Annotated in this window: 17 protein-coding genes; 4 read left to right on the plus strand and 13 right to left on the minus strand. The window is 36.8% G+C overall.

Annotated elements, in window-relative coordinates; genetic code table 11:
* Positions 1–80 precede the first annotated feature (80 nt).
* Together J2S13_RS05175 and J2S13_RS05180 are read right to left on the minus strand one after the other, a co-directional pair.
* Positions 81–440 carry a response regulator gene (locus J2S13_RS05175; protein ID WP_307256645.1) on the minus strand — a complete coding sequence of 120 codons (360 nt, stop codon included), beginning with the start codon at positions 438–440 and terminating at the stop codon, positions 81–83.
* Between the two features lie 112 nt (positions 441–552).
* Positions 553–1,260, minus strand: coding sequence for a cytochrome c biogenesis CcdA family protein (locus tag J2S13_RS05180; RefSeq protein WP_307256646.1), 708 nt, complete (start codon positions 1,258–1,260; stop codon positions 553–555).
* A 334-nt stretch (positions 1,261–1,594) separates the two neighbouring features.
* On the opposite strand from J2S13_RS05180, the gene J2S13_RS05185 reads away from it, so the two are divergent.
* Positions 1,595–1,783 (plus strand): aspartyl-phosphate phosphatase Spo0E family protein, encoded by a 189-nt coding sequence (locus J2S13_RS05185; RefSeq protein ID WP_307256647.1) that lies wholly within the window; start codon positions 1,595–1,597, stop codon positions 1,781–1,783.
* Between the two features lie 240 nt (positions 1,784–2,023).
* Here J2S13_RS05185 and J2S13_RS05190 read toward each other — a convergent pair whose 3' ends face one another.
* The 6 genes from J2S13_RS05190 to yneA all read right to left on the minus strand — a co-directional run bounded on the left by J2S13_RS05190 (position 2,024) and on the right by yneA (position 6,579).
* On the minus strand, positions 2,024–2,236 hold the full coding sequence (locus tag J2S13_RS05190; RefSeq protein WP_307256648.1) for a YneF family protein: 213 nt from the start codon (positions 2,234–2,236) through the stop codon (positions 2,024–2,026).
* Positions 2,237–2,309: 73 nt separating this feature from the next.
* Positions 2,310–2,750: a sporulation inhibitor of replication protein SirA gene (gene sirA, locus J2S13_RS05195; RefSeq protein ID WP_307256649.1), complete on the minus strand. Its 441-nt coding sequence runs from the start codon at positions 2,748–2,750 to the stop codon at positions 2,310–2,312.
* Positions 2,751–3,075: 325 nt separating this feature from the next.
* Positions 3,076–5,082: a transketolase gene (tkt, locus tag J2S13_RS05200; protein WP_307256650.1), complete on the minus strand. Its 2,007-nt coding sequence runs from the start codon at positions 5,080–5,082 to the stop codon at positions 3,076–3,078.
* Between the two features lie 206 nt (positions 5,083–5,288).
* Positions 5,289–5,522 carry a DUF896 domain-containing protein gene (locus J2S13_RS05205; RefSeq protein ID WP_307256651.1) on the minus strand — a complete coding sequence of 78 codons (234 nt, stop codon included), beginning with the start codon at positions 5,520–5,522 and terminating at the stop codon, positions 5,289–5,291.
* Positions 5,523–5,592: 70 nt separating this feature from the next.
* A complete protein-coding gene (locus tag J2S13_RS05210; protein ID WP_307256652.1) occupies positions 5,593–6,252 on the minus strand; it encodes a YneB family resolvase-like protein in 660 nt (219 codons plus the stop codon).
* 6 nt (positions 6,253–6,258) lie between these two features.
* On the minus strand, positions 6,259–6,579 hold the full coding sequence (yneA, locus tag J2S13_RS05215; RefSeq protein ID WP_307256653.1) for a cell division suppressor protein YneA: 321 nt from the start codon (positions 6,577–6,579) through the stop codon (positions 6,259–6,261).
* Between the two features lie 157 nt (positions 6,580–6,736).
* Between yneA and lexA the strand changes: the two genes are divergently transcribed.
* Positions 6,737–7,357, plus strand: coding sequence for a transcriptional repressor LexA (gene lexA, locus J2S13_RS05220; protein ID WP_307256654.1), 621 nt, complete (start codon positions 6,737–6,739; stop codon positions 7,355–7,357).
* A 35-nt stretch (positions 7,358–7,392) separates the two neighbouring features.
* On the opposite strand, the gene spoIIP is transcribed toward lexA, so the two are convergent.
* Positions 7,393–8,478 (minus strand): stage II sporulation protein P, encoded by a 1,086-nt coding sequence (gene spoIIP / locus J2S13_RS05225; RefSeq protein ID WP_307256655.1) that lies wholly within the window; start codon positions 8,476–8,478, stop codon positions 7,393–7,395.
* Between the two features lie 374 nt (positions 8,479–8,852).
* Between spoIIP and J2S13_RS05230 the strand changes: the two genes are divergently transcribed.
* Entirely contained in the window at positions 8,853–9,257 is a 405-nt protein-coding gene (locus tag J2S13_RS05230; protein ID WP_307256656.1) for a hypothetical protein, read from the plus strand.
* 356 nt (positions 9,258–9,613) lie between these two features.
* Here the strand turns inward: J2S13_RS05230 and glnA are convergent, their stop codons facing one another.
* The 4 genes from glnA to hflX all read right to left on the minus strand — a co-directional run bounded on the left by glnA (position 9,614) and on the right by hflX (position 14,239).
* Positions 9,614–10,948 (minus strand): type I glutamate--ammonia ligase, encoded by a 1,335-nt coding sequence (gene glnA / locus J2S13_RS05235; RefSeq protein WP_307256657.1) that lies wholly within the window; start codon positions 10,946–10,948, stop codon positions 9,614–9,616.
* Positions 10,949–11,115: 167 nt separating this feature from the next.
* Entirely contained in the window at positions 11,116–11,517 is a 402-nt protein-coding gene (locus tag J2S13_RS05240; RefSeq protein WP_307256658.1) for a MerR family transcriptional regulator, read from the minus strand.
* A 209-nt stretch (positions 11,518–11,726) separates the two neighbouring features.
* Entirely contained in the window at positions 11,727–12,989 is a 1,263-nt protein-coding gene (locus J2S13_RS05245; protein ID WP_307256659.1) for a methionine gamma-lyase family protein, read from the minus strand.
* A gap of 11 nt (positions 12,990–13,000) precedes the next feature.
* Entirely contained in the window at positions 13,001–14,239 is a 1,239-nt protein-coding gene (gene hflX, locus J2S13_RS05250; RefSeq protein ID WP_307256694.1) for a GTPase HflX, read from the minus strand.
* A 257-nt stretch (positions 14,240–14,496) separates the two neighbouring features.
* On the opposite strand from hflX, the gene J2S13_RS05255 reads away from it, so the two are divergent.
* A complete protein-coding gene (locus J2S13_RS05255; RefSeq protein ID WP_307256660.1) occupies positions 14,497–15,132 on the plus strand; it encodes a trimeric intracellular cation channel family protein in 636 nt (211 codons plus the stop codon).
* The last annotated feature ends 17 nt before the right edge of the window (positions 15,133–15,149 follow it).

Here is a 15,149-nt window from a genome sequence, read left to right on the forward strand (position 1 = left end):
TCGTAAGTTTCGACTGACATAAAGGAAACGAGAGCGATGGAGTCCACGAAAAAACAAAAAGCTGTTTCCAAAGAAACAGCTTAAGGTAATACTCTGCGAATCGCCTCATTTACTCGGGTTTCGTCAAACGGTTTCACAATGAAGTCCTTTGCATCAGCCTCAATTCCTTCCATTACCATCCGTTGTTGTCCCATGGCAGAACAAATAATGATCTTAGCGTCAGGAAATTCTGATGTAATCACTGAAACCGCTTCAATTCCATTCATTTCAGGCATGGTAATATCCATCGTTACAAGGTCGGGTTGTAGATCCCGATATTGCTCAATTGCCTGTCTCCCATTCTCCGCTTCTCCGATCACTTTATGTTCAAGTTTTTCTAACATATTCGCAAGTGTTAGTCTCATAAACTTCGCATCATCTACTATTAATATAGTTGCCACTCGATGTTCCTCCTCATCATTCTTTTGGAGATGTTATGTTATTATATTCAACTATATCACTGGTAATTTTGAATTAGCAATAAGCAATTGCCGATATTTTCCTTGGAAAAAATTAAAAACCTTGGAATCCGCCGAATAACTCTGTGAATAAAACCGTTATTTTTGTCATCCAATCGAAGAAAAGGACAATCCCCATTACAACCATTAAATAACCACCAATTTTAACGATCATGGCTCCGTGTTTACGAATCCACTGCATTTTTCCGATAAAGAAGGAAAGAATGAAAAATGGAATTGCAAATCCAAGAATATAAGCAATCATATACAATAATCCTGAACTAGGATTCGTCCCAATTAAACCAATGACCATTCCTAAAATTGGACCCATACAAGGAGTCCAGCCGGCAGCAAAAGCAATCCCAATTAAAATAGAGCCTATATAACCACTTGGTCGGTTTTTAAACTCAATTCGTTTATCCGCCATCATAAATTTCGGTTGGAATACACCTGATATGACCAATCCAAAGAATACAATTAAGATTGCACCAATTTGGCGGATTAAATCTTGATACCGATTGAAAAAGTCGCCAATAAATGATGAAGTAAATCCAAGTGCAATAAAGATAATAGAAAACCCGATTAAGAAAAATAATGTATGCAGAATACTTCTACGATGTAACATCGCATTTTCATTTTTTAAATCATTAACGCTCATCCCTGTAATATAGGAAAGAAAGGCTGGATAAAGCGGTAACACACACGGAGAAATAAAGCTTAAAAACCCCGCGCCAAAAGCAAAAAAGATATTAATATCCGTCATTTGTAAAACAACCTCCTTACTCCATTCTAACAAAGCCACCTGAATTATATTAGGATAAAAAATATGAAAGATTTGTGTCCTTCCTTAAGAGAAAAAGCAGAATAAAACGATCAAATTACTCAAGGAATGGATATTTAAATACAAACTCGTCTTTTTTCGACGGGAACAGCTGGAAATTGATAATTTCATTTTGAAAAAGTGTAAAAGATTGGTTATACTTAATACAGCTAGGAGAAAATGGTCGAAATCCCATATGATTGGGGTTCACCAATCGAATAAAGTAGCCACCATGACCTTTGCAAAATGTTGATCACGAATGAAAGGAACAAATCTAGTGTCTAGGGAAAAACTTCTTAAACAAATCGAAAATAAACGGAACGAACTTATTGGGATTGTAGCTAATAATGGTTTAAACTCTCCTATCGCTATTCAGTATAGTCAAGAGCTCGATTCATTATTGAATGACTATAATCGGTTATATATAAAAAAATCATCTATTGAGAAATCACTCGTTACTAAATAATAAAGTAGGTTGATGCTTCCATGACCTACTTTTTCTTTATGAATTTTGAGAATCATTTGCGAATGAGACATATTTTTTATAGATAAAAGGAAGCCCGGCCTATCCAAAACAGAAACCGATTCTTGCGATTAAATAGTTCCCACCCAGTTTACCCTATTCCCCTTCCCTAATACAAAGAAACTGACTTGCATTTCTAATTAAAAAACATAAAAAGCACTCACAAATTTGAGTGCTAGTGATTTAATCTTTAAATTGTTTATTCATGGCGTTCATCATTTGATTGATCTTTTTCTGAGACGGCTTTTGTCCCATTTGCATCATCATCATTTTTAACATTTGTTCATTAATTGGCGGATTCTTCTTTAAATAGTTCATCATATATCTACGTGCAAAGAAAAACCCTAGTGCGACTCCAGCAAGTAATGCTAGAATACCGACTAGAACATACCACATAAAACTTCCTCCTTCATGTTGTCTATTAAGAGTGTACTAAACAAGAAGTAATTATACAATATTTATTATGGAATTAAACGTATTTTCTTTCCTTTATTGGCTTTAACCAACCATATCTTTCATTTTCGAAGTCAATTGCCAGTAGTCTCCCGTGGAAATGTTCCAATGGTTCAAAAAATATAGATTCTGCATCATAGCTACCTTTAGCACTGATCAGTAATTTTCGATCCTCTACCCGAAGTATACTATAATTCGATTTTTTCGGAAAATGAATTTGGTATACTCTCCCCTCATTCATAAACCCTTTTCTTTTCTGAAAAAAATGATGTAAAAGCCGATGAATATGTAAATAGGGAATCGGTCTCGTAATAAACTGTACTTGCTTTTCTAGGATCGTCTTCTCTATTCCGTCTGTCTTTTTCCATTCGGAAAATAAGTTGAAAAATACACGCTCTCGACCATAAAAATAGTTTGCAAACTCATCTACAACCCAATAGATTTGATAAGAACGCAATTTCATTCCTCCCCGCTTGTCCTTTTCTCTATTATAGAAAATTTTACAAGCGGCTACTGTAGAATGTTGAAAAAAAAGAAAACTACTTTTGTCGATAAAAGGAGGAATTTTAGTAATGATGTGCCTTTTGACGCTTTATCATCATCATTTTAATAAATGGCTCCATCCAAATCATCATCTCGGTATCTTCCCTTATAGCAGTAGGTTACCACCATTATCCTCTTTTCATCCAAAGGTTTAAAAAAAATTTCCATCATTAGGGTATTCTTTTAATACATGAAAAACAGCTATTCCCTTTTACAGGAAACAGCTGTTTTTGCATTTTTTATCGGTCTAGTAAACGTTTCACTTGATTTACTACATTTTCTACAGTAAATCCATATTCCGCCATCACTTTTTCACCTGGTGCGGATGCGCCAAATTGGTCGATAGCTAATACTTCACCTTCATCGCCAACATAACGAGCCCATCCAAATGAAGAAGCCATTTCAATTGCTAAACGTTTTTTCACATTTTTCGGTATAACCGATTGTTTATATTCAGCCGATTGTTTTTCAAAACGATCCCAAGAAGGCATACTAACTACGGAAACGTCGATCCCTTCTTTAGCTAATACTGCTTGTGCTTCGGTCGCTAAATGAACTTCAGAACCTGTTGCTAAAAGTAAGGCGTCTGCCACTTCTTTTTTAGAAGGGGAAATGACATATGCCCCATTTTCAACACCTTTTGAAGCATTTTGGTTTGTCCCTTTTAACGTTGGCAGGTTCTGACGAGTTAATACAAGGGCGGTTGGCGTTGTTTTCGATGTTAATGCGAGCTTCCACGCCGCAGCTGTTTCATTCCCATCAGCGGGACGAATAACAGATAAATTCGGCATGGCACGTAATGCGGCAATCTGTTCAATCGGTTCATGTGTAGGTCCATCTTCTCCAACCGCGATACTGTCATGTGTGAATACATATGTGACAGGAAGGCCCATCAACGCTGCTAAACGGATCGCAGGACGTAAATAATCGGAGAAAACGAAGAAAGTCCCGCCAAATATTTGGACTCCTCCATGTAATGCCATCCCATTCATAGCGGCCCCCATCGCAAACTCCCGAACTCCGAACCAAATATTACGGCCTTCGAATGTCCCTGGAAGAAAATCTTCTTCATTTTTAATAGTTGTTTTATTCGAACCAGCTAGGTCTGCTGAACCTCCCATAAAAGTTGGAACCTTTTCAGCAATCGCATTGATGACTTCACCTGAGGAAGCACGAGTTGCCAAACTTTTTCCTTCTTCATAAGCTGGAATTTTTTCATCCCACTCTTCAGGTAATTCCCCTTGAATAGCTCGATCTAATTGAAGAGCAAGTTCAGGATAGTCTTTTTTGTATTGTGAATAAATTTTTGTCCATTCTTTTTCTTTTGCTTCCCCAGCCTGAACAATTTGTTCGTTAAAGCGATCATATACTTCAGTTGGCACATGGAAGTCTTCCTCGAATGTCCATTTATAATATTCTTTCGTAAGTTTTAATTCATCTGCTCCTAATGGGGCTCCATGAACATCTGATTTCCCAGATTTATTTGGAGATCCGTAACCAATGACCGTCTTAACCTCGATCATTGTAGGGCGGTTTTCATCGGTTTTCGCCTCTTCAATTGCTTTAGAAATTTCCTCTAGGTTATTTCCATCCTCAACGCGAATATATTGCCATCCGTAGGCTTTAAATCGCCCTTCAACGCTTTCAGAGAATGATTTATTTAAATCACCATCAAGGGAGATATCATTGGAATCATATAATACGATCAGACGACCTAATTTCAAATGGGCAGCTAGTGAGGCAGCCTCTGCTGAAACTCCCTCCATTAAATCTCCGTCACCACAAATAGTATATGTATAATGATTAATAAGCTCATAGTTTTCTTTATTGTATACAGCAGCTAAATGACGTTCAGCCATAGCCATTCCAACAGCCATGGAAATCCCTTGACCTAATGGTCCTGTTGTAGCTTCTACCCCTTTTGTATGTCCATATTCAGGGTGTCCAGGCGTTTTGCTTCCCCATTGACGAAAATCTTTTAAATCATCCATTGATAATTCATATCCGGATAAATGAAGCAAACTATATAAAAGCATAGATCCATGACCAGCCGAAAGTACAAATCGATCGCGATTAAACCATTCTGGGTTTTTCGGATTATGATTCATAAATCTTGTCCATAGGGTGTAGGCCATTGGAGCAGCTCCCATTGGCATGCCTGGGTGACCAGATTTAGCCTTTTCAATTGCATCAATTGATAATGTCCTAATCGTATTTATTGCCAATTGGTCGGTATTATCAAACATGTTGACCATCCTTTCCTTTCACTATTTACATTCTTAATATTATAGTTCTTTTCGTATTTATACAATATATAATGAACAATATAAGAACTTACTGTTTGGTTTCTATAATTTATATGGCTTCCTTCATTTTTGCTATTATTCAGAGTCATTAAAAAATCGTATCGTTTCAAAAAGTGAAACAGACAAGATATGGATTGAATCATCTATTAATGGAGCTTTTTATTGTTTTGAATCTGTTTAAGTTTTTCAGGAGTGACGTCATTTCCATTTGGATCCATAACACGAACATTTTCTATTGTTTTGCGTGCAGATTTCCTAAATGCTTCTAAGTATTCTTTTCGAAGTTTGGACTGTTCTTTCGCTTCTGCTTCTGTTAAGCCAGAAGCTTTTGCTTTTTTGGCTAATTCATTAATTCTTGCAATTTTATTAGGTGAAAGCATGCTTGTTCTCCTTTTCTATTCTATTTATAATATTGGTCATCATACTAGAAAAGCAATAAAATGACAAGATTCATGAATTCAATGTCTTTTCATTGGCATCTATATACTCTTGATATCTGCGATGAACAGTTGCCTTTGAGACATTATACCCAAAACCTCTTAATGTGGCCGCAATTTCTGCAAAGGTTAAATGATTGTCCCTTAACCGAATGATTTCTTCGACAGGTACTTCTTTTCGTTCTCTCCCTGAGTTATGTCCGGCATGTTTTAAGTTTTTCTCAGGACGAAAGCCTTTTTTTACTGCTCGTTTCATTCCCCGTTTTATTTTCAGGTTATGAATTTTCCTTTGATATTCTTCTACTATACTTACGATTTTTAAGACCATTGAATCCGATTCTGAAAGCTGGATCTCCCCATTATGATCGATACTATAAACAGTAACCCCTTCCTTCATAATACAATGTAAAAGGGCGATTTTAGCATTTCCTCTCCCAATTCTTGTTTCATCTTGAATAAAAACCGCTTGAATCTCATCATTTTTCAAAAGATCCAGCATATGTAAAACCCCAGGTCGATCCAGGTCATATCCACTAGCTTGGTCTTTTATGACTTCTTCAATCTGATAATTCTTGCTCTTCGCTAATTGTTGCAATTCTTCTTCTTGGCGTTCTAAAGAAGTCTCTTGAGATTGTTTTGTCGTACTAACACGACAGTAAATAATCGCCTTCATTTCTTTTTACTCCTCTTTCAATGCAATATGATCCTGCATATTTTCTTTCGTCACTTTAATAGGGACGATCAACGTATCCCCTGGTTTAATCGTTTCTGAGTATAAATGGTTCTTTGCTTCTACCCATTCGACAAATTCCTCCGTCTTCATTAAATGCAAATGATGATAATCATCAGCAAGACTCCAGAGTGAATCTCCGTTTTTCACTAGGATGGTTTGATACTCTACTTCTGAATCTAATTGCAATATAACGAACCCCCCAGCCAAAAACATGACACCAACAAATAGAAGTGAAAAAATATGTTTCTTACAAATAGATTTTATCATAAATATCCCTCCGTACGAATATTTGTTCGACTTATTTCTACAAACATCATAATAAGAACGTTTGTTTGTGTCAAGATAAAAATTCGAACTTATGTTTGTATCCGATATGAACTCGTGCTATAATTTACATAACAGACAAATATTAGAGGTGCTGAATATGACAAAATTATCTAAAAGGCAACAAGATATTCTTGATTTTATTAAAGACGAAGTAAGAACAAAGGGATATCCCCCGTCTGTTCGGGAAATTGGCGAAGCGGTTGGATTAGCCTCCAGTTCAACTGTTCATGGACATTTAGCACGTTTGGAAAAAAAGGGACTTATCCGTCGTGACCCCACTAAACCTAGAGCAATTGAAGTTTTAAATTATGAAGAAGATACCATTCCACGGCAAAACATTATGAATGTACCTCTTGTAGGAAAAGTAACAGCTGGACTTCCGATCACTGCCATTGAAAACGTAGAAGAATATTTTCCTCTACCTGAACAATTCGCATCAGCTGATAGTCAAGTATTTATGCTTGAAATTATGGGTGATAGTATGATAGAAGCCGGAATTCTAAATGGTGACTATGTGATTGTTAGACAGCAACACACAGCCTCAAACGGTGATATCGTTGTTGCCATGACAGAAGAGAATGAAGCAACAGTCAAACGTTTTTTCAAGGAAAAAGATTTTATTCGACTTCAACCAGAGAACTTTACAATGGAGCCAATTATTTTACAAAATGTCATCATTTTAGGAAAAGTGATCGGTGTATTTCGACATATCCAATAATATTTACCCCTCAGCTTTCTTGAGGGGGAGATTCTTTACTTTTGCACTTCCTTCGCTTCTTGCCAATAATAATCGGAAATGACTCCACTTAAAGCATCAATGGTTCGATTCAACTCTTCCATATTATTTTCATAACCGCCAACCTCGATGATGACGGAATGAGCTAATAGATCTTGATTGTACACTCCATTCCCTTCTTTACTGCTCTTACCAAATACACCACGGGATATTCCAGGATACTTCTTCTCAAGTTCATGATTCAAAGTCTTAGCAAACTTGAGATTTTCTTCATAATTCGGATGGGACACACCTACAACAAAGAACAGCCGGGCGTATGAAAGCTGATTGATCGTAGTCGTGGTTACCTTTTTTGGCCTTGCATCACGATGAATATCAAACATCATTTGAATACGATCATTTTCCTTTAAAAATGCTTGAACGAACTCCCTCGATACATTGTATGATGATGGATATTTCAGCCCTCTTTTCATTAAGACCCCATAAATATCTGTCGTATCCACAATCGTCTGTATCCCTTTTTCTCTTAAATTATCTGACAATCTTTTTCCTAGTAATGTCACATTTTTGTCGGGGTCATGAGCAAGATTAGGATTTTTTACACCATCTAAAACAGGGAGAAACGATTCCCGATTATGAGAATGATAAATGTAAATCTTTCCTTCTCCCTCTATATTTTGAATATTTTCTTTCTGTTCATGATTACCATCGTGATCTGATTGTGTATTCCTCATTTCATGGTGTGGCGGGGTTTCAATCGGCAAATTAGTAAAATCAGTCCCTCTTCCGGCGACGAATATCGTTGAATTATAATTTTCTAACCCACTAATTTCACTAATCAACAATGACCTTTGATCCTTCAAATTAATACTCGTAATAAACTTTATCACTGCCTCCACGACTGATGTTTTTTGGTAGTTTGGAATTAACCGTGATAAGTGATGATTTTCAAGTGACATAAGGTAAATCAGTGATTCGCTTTTTAGTTCATCTTTATCGAATAGATTTTGGTCACTTATTTTTATTCCCGAAAAGGAAACGGCCGCAATGATAAAAAGTATAATAATGATGGATAAAACCGTTTGGAAGGCTCCTTTTATCATCTACTCTTCATCCTCATTTTTTATTTACTTACAAGATTCATATGAAGGCGATGACTAAACTATGATAAAAAATAGTAGAAAGGTTACTAGAAGAAAAAATTAAATTGCGAGTCTATTAGTGAGGAATATGAGAAGAAACTGCAGTTGTCCATTGTGGGGGGTAAATTTCATTTGTTTGATATAAGTTGATTTTATTATTGATTTCCCACCCCCCTTAATGTTTTGTGATAAAATTAAATCTAGGAAATCCACTTTGAACATTTCTTTTAGTTTTTTCAACTTAAAATTCTTGAAGAACATTTTAAGTTGATTACGATGATGGCGAAAGAAAGAATGACATGAGGTTCATTATATTAGAAAAGGTGGTGAAATAGATGAGTGACCAATTATTACAGCAAATACTTGAGGAACTAAAAGGTTTGAAAGAAGATGTTATTGGTTTAAAAGCGGACGTCGGTGGCTTGAAACAGGATGTCAGCAGCTTGAAACAAGATGTTAATGGCTTGAAACGAGATGTTAGCACTTTAAACTCTAAAGTTCAAAATCTTGATAGTAAAGTTAGCGGTATAGATGATAAAGTGAACAAAATTGAACATGAACAACAAAAGGGAAATGAGCGTATTACAAGTGTTTTTAATCAAACAGGGAAATTATCAGAATACCACGCTGAGACTATTGCTCATTTAGAACAAGTAGCCACTTTAGAAGATCTTGAATACATTTATATGAAATTAGGCGAGCATGATCGAGAAATTTTTAAAATGAAGAATCGGGCTTAGTTGATATCGTAAGTTGAGAAAGATGGAATAAATGGGGCTGTCCAATAAGCCTCTAAAATAAAATAGGTGGAGAAAAACGAACTGTTTTTCTCCACCTGTTTTTTCAATTTTTATTTGAAAGTAGTCGACAGATGTCCGCCACTTTCAGGAAATTGTGGGCTAATGCCAAAATCCCGATTCCACATCGATCTTCTTGAAGCCCCATATTAGGTTACCTATTATTACGCCTTTCATATCCTGATTAACTCCCCATCTGCACCTTTTGTTGATGGATAGCATAGACTTTTGCTTGAGAACGAGGTAATTTATCCACAAAAGAACCCCCTCAATACGAATAGTATAAGGGGGTTCTTTTATTAATACATGCTCATATATTGTTCACGTTCCCACGGATGAACTTGAGTGCGGAACATATCCCATTCGATTTCTTTTGCTTCAATAAAATGTTCTAAAATATGATCTCCTAATGCTTCTTTAATCACTTCATCGTTTTTCAAGCTTTCTAATGCTTCGTACAATGTAGCTGGTAGATCAATAATCCCTTCAGCTACTCTTTCTTCTTTACTCATGACGTATATATTTCGATCAACTGGTGCTGAAGGGGTTAGGCCGTTTTTAATGCCGTCAAGACCCGCTTCCAATAAAACAGCCATAGCTAAATATGGATTTGCAGCAGGGTCAACACTTCTTACTTCTACACGTGTACTTAATCCACGTGATGATGGAATCCGGACTAATGGACTACGGTTTTGAGCAGACCAAGCAACATAACATGGAGCCTCATAACCTGGAACTAAACGTTTGTAAGAGTTGACAGTTGGGTTTGTGATAGCCGTATAATTGACTGCATGTTTAATCGTTCCCGCAATAAATTGATAAGCCTTTTCACTAAGCTGTAATTCGCCGTTCGGATCAAAGAAAACATTTTCGCCATCTTTAAATAAAGATAAGTTACAATGCATTCCTGAACCACTCACTCCGAAAAGCGGTTTTGGCATAAATGTAGCGTGTAAGCCATGCTTACGTGCAATTGTTTTAACAACTAGTTTAAAAGTCTGAATATTATCACAAGCTGTAATAGCATCTGCATATTTAAAATCAATCTCATGCTGACCAGGCGCTACTTCATGGTGAGATGCTTCAATTTCAAAACCCATTTCTTCTAATTCTAGTACGATATCACGGCGGCAGTTTTCACCTAAATCGGTTGGAGCTAAGTCAAAATAACCTCCGTTATCATTTAACTCTAATGTTGGTTCACCTTTCTCGTCTAATTTAAACAAGAAAAACTCCGGTTCGGGTCCAAGATTAAAATCAGTAAATCCAAGTTGTTTCATTTCTTTTAACACACGTTTTAAATTATTTCGTGGATCCCCTGCAAATGGAGTGCCATCAGAATTAAAAATATCGCAAATTAATCGTGCTACTTTCCCTTTCTCTGCTGTCCATGGGAAAATGACCCAAGTGTCTAAATCAGGATATAAATACATGTCTGACTCTTCAATACGGACAAACCCTTCAATTGAAGAACCATCAAACATCATTTTATTATCAAGTGCCTTTGGTAATTGGCTAACTGGGATCTCCACATTTTTGATTGTTCCTAAAATGTCTGTGAATTGAAGTCGAACAAACTTCACATTTTCATCACTAGCCATTTTCATAATATCTTCTCTACCATACTTACCCATTGTCCCATTCCTCTCGAAAAAGTATATGATTAAAATGTATTCTAACCTCAGCTTGATTTATTTATACCCCTAAGTACGTATAGGAAAGTTCTTAAAATCTTATTTATATATATACAAGATGGTATAAATCATCTGCTATGGATTAAGAATCATGAATCATCCATTCATCAATGAAAAAAGCGTGACATATCTCCTTGCCGCAATGAAGAACGGTTGAAACGTCCAGCATGAAGAAGTTCATTTTTAAGGATTTCTCTTAATTCAACCTTTGATAACTCTTTTTTCGTTCGCTTCTCTTCTTCCACCTGAATTTTTGATTGATCTTCATGAAGACCGAGAATTTTTTTGATTCCTGCTAGATTGACTCCATCATCGAGTAGTTCCTTAATCTCCAATAATTTATCAATATCATTTAAAGAAAAGAGTCGACGGTTCCCTTCCGTCCTTGCAGGAGAAATCAATTGGTGTTGCTCGTAATAACGTATTTGTCTAGCAGTTAATTCTGTCAATTGCATCACGGTACTCATTGGAAACAAAGGCATGGATCGCCGTATTTGGCTCCTACTCATCATGGAATCCCCCTTTCTCTCACTCTTCTTTTTTATTTTATCAAAATGTCTGATTATCTGTCAAATTGATGTTAGGTTTCCTGACATCAATCAATAAGGTAATTACTGATCAGGATAATGATTTTAGACGGAAGAATATTAATCCATCTTTTCACCGCGACTATTCTAGTTTTTAGAAAAAAAGAAAAAAGAGCTGGTTCCGCTCTTTTTTACAATAATTTTTTCTCCATTAAATGATCTAATGCTGTGCAAACAGCGATTTTTACATGAGAATAAGTTAGTCCTCCTTGAACATAGGCTACATATGGCGGGCGAAGGGGACCATCTGCTGAAAGCTCAATACTTGCCCCTTGGATAAATGTTCCTGCTGCCATGATGACATCATCCTCATAACCCGGCATATAACTAGGAGTTGGGGTTACATGTGAATCGACGGGAGAAGCGTATTGAATCGCTTGACAAAAGGCAATCATTTTCTCACGGTCGTCAAATTGAACCGACTGGATAAGATCTGTTCTCACTGCATCCCATTTTGGCGAAGTATTCATCCCTATTTTCTCCAATAATGCGGATGTAAATACTGCCCCCTTCAATGCTTGTCCCACGATATGAGGGCTTAAGAAAAATCCTTGATACATTTCATGCAGACTATATAAACTTGCTCCCGCTTCTGAACCAATCCCTGGAGAAGTCATACGGTAGGAACATGCCTCGACATATTCTTTCTTTCCAACAATATACCCTCCCGACTTGACGATCCCTCCACCCGGGTTTTTGATCAAGGATCCAGCCATTAAATCCGCCCCAACATGACAAGGTTCCATTCCTTCAACGAATTCTCCGTAACAATTATCCACGAAAACAACGGCATCTTTTTTTATTTCTTTCACAAATGTAATCATTTCCTTAATTTCTTCTATTGTAAAAGACGGTCGTGTAGCATACCCTTTTGACCGTTGAATTCCAATCATTTTCGTATTTGAATGAATGGCCTTTTTGATTGCTTCATAGTCTACTTTTCCGTTCTCTTTGAGGGAAACACTATCGTAACCAATTCCGAATTCTTTTAAGGATCCAACCCCCTCTCCCCTAATTCCGACGATCTCCTCTAACGTATCATAGGGTTTTCCCGTTATGTATAAAAGTTCATCCCCTGGCCGTAATATTCCAAATAATGCAATCGAAATGGCATGGGTTCCCGAGATGATTTGTGGTCTAACAAGGGCCTTTTCTCCCCCAAAGACTTCAGCATAAATTTCTTCTAATAAATCTCTTCCTGTATCATCATATCCATAACCTGTAGACGGATGGAAATGAAATTCACTCACATGATGATGTTGGAAACTTTGCAATACTCGAAATTGATTGTTCTCCATTTGACGATCAATGTTTTCATGCACGGGACGGATCTGTTCCTCTATTTCTTGTACAATCTCTTTTATCTTTTTTCCGTGTTTTAGTAATTCAAACATGATGTTCTCCCTTATTGTAAGTATTTATTAATTTCCCCGTAAACCGGGTGATTCGTAAATGTATAACCATTTATTTGATAGGATTCACTTTCTTCGTTAAAGATCATACTCTTCCGTACTGTTTCTGATTTGATTCTAGCCAATAATTTTCCTTCAGTTGCTGGAACTAAAATAGAATAGGGTTGCATGGATGCTAGCATTTGTTCTTCTATTTTATTCACTAATAGAAGGAGGTCCTCTTTATCCAAAGCGCTGATCATCATTTTTTCATGCTTTGAAATCGGGACAAATTCTTCATGTTTTTGATCTATTTTATTATAAACCGTCAGTTGGGGAAGATGATTCAATTCTAACTCTTCCAACAAGGACTTCACGGTTTCTTCATGTTGGGAATAATCTGGATTAGAGCTATCGACAACATGAAGAAGAAGGTCTGCCCCCTTCACTTCTTCTAATGTAGAGCGAAACGCTGCGACCAATGTAGTCGGCAAATCTTGAATGAAACCTACTGTATCCGTAAGTAGTGCCGTATACCCACTAGGTAAAATAAATTTTCTCGTCATCGGATCAAGTGTTGCAAATAATTGGTTCTCTTCTAACGATTCAGCCGGGGTTAGGCGATTAAATAAAGTGGATTTCCCTGCGTTTGTATAGCCGACAAGCGCAATTTGAAAAGCATGATTTTTTATTCTCCGTTCTCTATATCGCTCTCGATGTCGAACAATGGTTTGGAGTTGATTTTTTATTTCACTGATCCGACGGCGAATATGACGGCGATCGCTTTCTAATTTTGTTTCCCCCGGTCCCCTCGTCCCGATACCACCACCGAGTCTAGATAACTCTGTTCCTTGCCCAATTAATCGCGGGAGTAAATATTGCAGCTGTGCTAATTCCACTTGAAGCTTTCCTTCCTTTGAACGGGCTCTTTGTGCAAAAATATCAAGGATAAGCTGAGTTCGATCCACGATGCGTGCCAAACATACGCGAGATAAATTCTTAAGTTGACTAGGGGTTAATTCATCATTAAAAATAATTAAATCTGCTTCGATTTCTTCCGCCAATCTTGAAAGTTCCTCTACTTTCCCTTTTCCAATATATGTACTTGGATGAATTCGATCTCTTTTTTGCGTTAAAGTGCATAATACCTTTCCTTGCGCAGTTTCCGTTAAAGATTTTAATTCCTCCATAGAATATAAAAACTGTGTTGGATCATCATCCATTTGACAACCGACTAAAATCACTTTCTCCATTAATTTTTCAGCCAATAAACACCCAACCTCCTTAAAATCACTATCTTTTATCATATCAAAAATTGTTCAGAAAAACTATTTTGCCTAGTTTAAATTCAATAGGAATCTGCCCCCATTAAAATGTGTATGAAACCCGTTGCAAATTAGAAATGCTGTGATAAAATCGATTTGCAGAAGTGAGGAAATGTCTTAAGAATTATAGCTTTTACCTCCAAAACATACGGTTCATTTTTCACACAAAAAAGGGGATATGGAACATGACGTGGGATATTTTAACGATCATTGGGACCATTGCTTTTGCCATTTCTGGTGCCATGGTGGCTATGGAAGAGGAGTATGACATATTTGGGGTTTATATATTAGGTATGATTACGGCATTTGGCGGGGGTGCAATACGGAATTTACTGATCGATGTCCCTGTTTCGGCTTTATGGAGTCAAGGGTTGTTTTTCCAAATTGCGCTATTATCGGTCACAGCAGCCATTTTATTTCCTAATAACTTACTAAAGCATTGGCATGTATGGGGAAATTTCACAGATGCAGTCGGTCTTTCTGCCTTTGCTATTCAAGGGGCCCTATATGCGACTGAAATGAATCACCCCTTAAGTGCTGTCATCGTTGCCGCTGTTTTAACAGGTAGTGGAGGGGGTCTTGTTCGTGATGTATTAGCTAAACGAAAACCTCTCATCTTAAAAGATGAAATTTACGGGGTTTGGGCCGCCTTGGCTGGCTTGATTTTGGGTTTAAATTTAATGAACAGTCCACTGTATTTGCTGATTCTATTTGCTATAATTACATCATTAAGAGTTCTCTCCTATACATTCCACTGGAAATTACCAAGTATAAAGTTACAGAAACAATCGCACGATGAAAAAGGAAACAATATTGCTTAAACTTAGAAATAAAAAGG

Source organism: Oikeobacillus pervagus, assembly GCF_030813365.1.
GTDB lineage: Bacteria > Bacillota > Bacilli > Bacillales > DSM-23947 > Oikeobacillus > Oikeobacillus pervagus.